The following is a 2,739-nucleotide window of genomic DNA, read 5'->3' on the forward strand; positions in this document are numbered from 1 at the left end:
ATCCTTACCAATATCAATTGCTAATACAAAGCTTTTTATTATTATAGAAATTAATATAATATATATTATAAAATTAGCTATATTTGATATAGTCTCATTTTCAAATGAATTTTGAAGATTTATAAGTATAGCAGAAATTATAGCTAATAATAAAAGTTGTAGTATTAAATCTATATTTTTCATGAATTCATCTAATAAAAGCTTTAATATACCATTTAATATCTTTTCCTCTTCAAATACTTTTTCTCCTTTAACAATTCTTTGGATTATAGATTTAAATTCTATATCACCAAAATATTCTTTAGTATCAGTGTTTATTTTTTTAATTATATTAGTTATTTCATTGATATTTAAATTATCTAACTGCTTTTCAACCAATTCATAAGTAATATTTGAATCTTTATCTTCTTCGGATGCATAAACATTTGTATTTATAAAACTAGCTATAATAATTAGTAATATTATTTTTTTCATAAGTCACACCTTTAAGGCATTATTTTTAATATTAATTCTAACAATGAAAGTAATATTGGTATAGAAATTACTAAAATCATAACTTTACCCGCAAGTTCTATTTTCGTTGCAATAGAAGATTCACCAGCATCCTTTGCAATTTGAGCACCAAATTCACAAATATAAGCAATACCTATTATTTTTAATATTGTAGTAAAATATATAAAATCTAAATTTGCCCTAATAGATAGATCCTTTAATACATCTATTACAAATATTACTTTGTCCATAATAAATATGAAAATCAAAATCCCTGTAACAACACTTAATAATATAGAAATTTCTGGTCTTTGTTCTCTTAAGGTTACAATTAGGAGAGTTGCTATAAGTGCAATGGCTACAACTTGTACTATATTCATATTAATCACCTTAATATAAATTAAAAATTGACTTTACATTATCAAAAAGATCAATTATTAAATCTATAACAATGCCAAGAACCATCACTATACCAACTAAAGTGACCATAGTTGCCATTTCTTCTCTTTCAGCCCTAATTAGTACTTGATTGGTAATAGAAACTAATAAACCTATACCAGCTATCTTAAAAATTATATCTACGCTCATATTTTACTCCCCTTTAAATTAATATCAGTATAATTAACAATCCAAAAATTACTCCTAATTTTTTATGTAATTTTTCATTTTTTTCTGCTTCAATTATTGCTTGTTTTCTTTGAATTTTTAATTGCTCTATAGCAGTATCAAAATGTTTATTTTGTTCATCACTATCAGTAACTCCCATTACTTTTGAAAGTGATAATAATATCTCTTTATCTTCTTTTGTAAAATTGTAGTTTGAACTCTCCATAGTTAAAATATTTTTAAATGCATTATGTAAATTTGAATTTCTATTATTGTTTAAATTTATAATTGTATCTAAAAATATTTTTGAAACTTTACTATCAGATCTCTCATCTACATTCTTAAAAGCTATATCTATAGGATTAGACAAATGAATTATTTCTGTATCTAAAATCAAAAGACAATTTATCATAGAAGTTATATTTTCTACTCTATTAGAATATTTCTTGCTTATTAATATTCCAATAATAGAAGATGGAATAAAAATCATTGCGCAAGCTGCTATTTTGATTACAAACATTTGATTTCTCCTTTATGATTTATCAATGATTTATTTGTAACACCATCTAAAATATCTCTTATAGTGCCAACACCCTTAGAATTATCTAAAATAATTATTCTTTTAAAAATTTTTTCATCAATTATATTTGCTATATTAGGCTTTGATTTGATATCTAATAAACTTTCTCCATGTATAGTAGCAAGAATCTTAACACCTGCTTTGAGTGAATTATGTATGGCATCAATATCCTCTTTAGCACCAAGTTCATCAGTTGCAATTACATTAGGTGATAGGGCTCTTAGCATCATAAGTGTTCCTTCAAATTTATTTACCCTATCTAATACATCAGTTCTAAGCCCTAAATCATTTTGAGGTATACCTTGGTGTAGGCCTCCAATCTCTGATCTTTCATCAATAACTGCGACCTTTATTTTATTATTGCTAATGGTTCTTATGATATCTCTAAGTAAAGTAGTCTTCCCACATTGAGGAGGAGAAATTATCAAAGTATTAAATATACTCCCCTTGTCCCATAAAAAGGGAACCACATCTTTAGAAATTCCAATCTTTTGTCTAGCTATTCTTATATTTAGAGATGAAATATCTTTTATAGTAGAGATGTTCTTATCTTTATATATAACTTTTCCACCAATTCCAATTCTATGTCCACCTTTTATAGTTATAAACCCATTTATTAATTCATTTTGTACCGAATATACCGAATACTCACAAAGTCTTTCAAATGTTTTTTTTATAATTTCTTTTTTTACAATAAAACTTTCATTTATATGCTGTGTTAATTTTCCATTTTCTTTTACAAAGTAATCATTTCCAAAGGCTTCAATCATTAGAGGTCTGTCTACTCTTAATCTTATTTCTTCAATAGTTTTTTTATGACTAGTAGGTATATTTTTAAGTATATTCTCAAGCTTTATATCTAATCTTGATATTACAGATTCAAATCTTTTCAAATCATATAATACATCTTCATTATTCCTTAGTTTATTCATAACCTGTCCCTCCTTATATATATATTTGTATTACCTCATCATCTCAAATATTCCTAAATTTTAAAAAAATAAAAAAAACTATGATAAGTTAACTTATCATAGTCTTTAAAAAAATATTTATTTATGTAT

The 2,739-nt window shown here is 24.6% G+C and carries 5 protein-coding genes; all 5 read right to left on the minus strand.

Annotated features, from left to right (window positions below; translation table 11 throughout):
• Positions 1–474, minus strand: a 474-nt coding sequence (locus tag ACTHUW_RS02525) for a stage III sporulation protein AE (protein ID WP_442212438.1), incomplete at its 3' end; no start/stop codon positions are given.
• 11 nt (positions 475–485) lie between these two features.
• Positions 486–872 (minus strand): stage III sporulation protein AD, encoded by a 387-nt coding sequence (gene spoIIIAD, locus ACTHUW_RS02530; RefSeq protein WP_442210160.1) that lies wholly within the window; start codon positions 870–872, stop codon positions 486–488.
• A 10-nt stretch (positions 873–882) separates the two neighbouring features.
• A complete protein-coding gene (gene spoIIIAC, locus ACTHUW_RS02535; protein WP_442198882.1) occupies positions 883–1,080 on the minus strand; it encodes a stage III sporulation protein AC in 198 nt (65 codons plus the stop codon).
• A gap of 13 nt (positions 1,081–1,093) precedes the next feature.
• Positions 1,094–1,618 carry a hypothetical protein gene (locus ACTHUW_RS02540; protein WP_442198348.1) on the minus strand — a complete coding sequence of 175 codons (525 nt, stop codon included), beginning with the start codon at positions 1,616–1,618 and terminating at the stop codon, positions 1,094–1,096.
• The gene (gene spoIIIAA, locus ACTHUW_RS02545) at positions 1,609–2,610 is read right to left on the minus strand and encodes a stage III sporulation protein AA (protein WP_442198349.1); all 1,002 of its coding nucleotides are present in this window, start codon (positions 2,608–2,610) and stop codon (positions 1,609–1,611) included. The genes ACTHUW_RS02540 and spoIIIAA overlap by 10 nt, the downstream gene beginning before the upstream one ends.
• Positions 2,611–2,739 lie beyond the last annotated feature (129 nt).

It is taken from the genome of Senegalia sp. (in: firmicutes) (assembly GCF_052088025.1).
GTDB lineage: Bacteria > Bacillota > Clostridia > Tissierellales > SIT17 > Anaeromonas.

Bases quoted from the DNA above. Each gene is read 5' to 3' on its own strand.
- spoIIIAA (WP_442198349.1), bottom strand. From the start codon at position 2,610: ATGAATAAACTAAGGAATAATGAAGATGTATTATATGATTTGAAAAGA.
- spoIIIAC (WP_442198882.1), bottom strand. From the start codon at position 1,080: ATGAGCGTAGATATAATTTTTAAGATAGCTGGTATAGGTTTATTAGTT.
- ACTHUW_RS02540 (WP_442198348.1), bottom strand. From the start codon at position 1,618: ATGTTTGTAATCAAAATAGCAGCTTGCGCAATGATTTTTATTCCATCT.
- spoIIIAD (WP_442210160.1), bottom strand. From the start codon at position 872: ATGAATATAGTACAAGTTGTAGCCATTGCACTTATAGCAACTCTCCTA.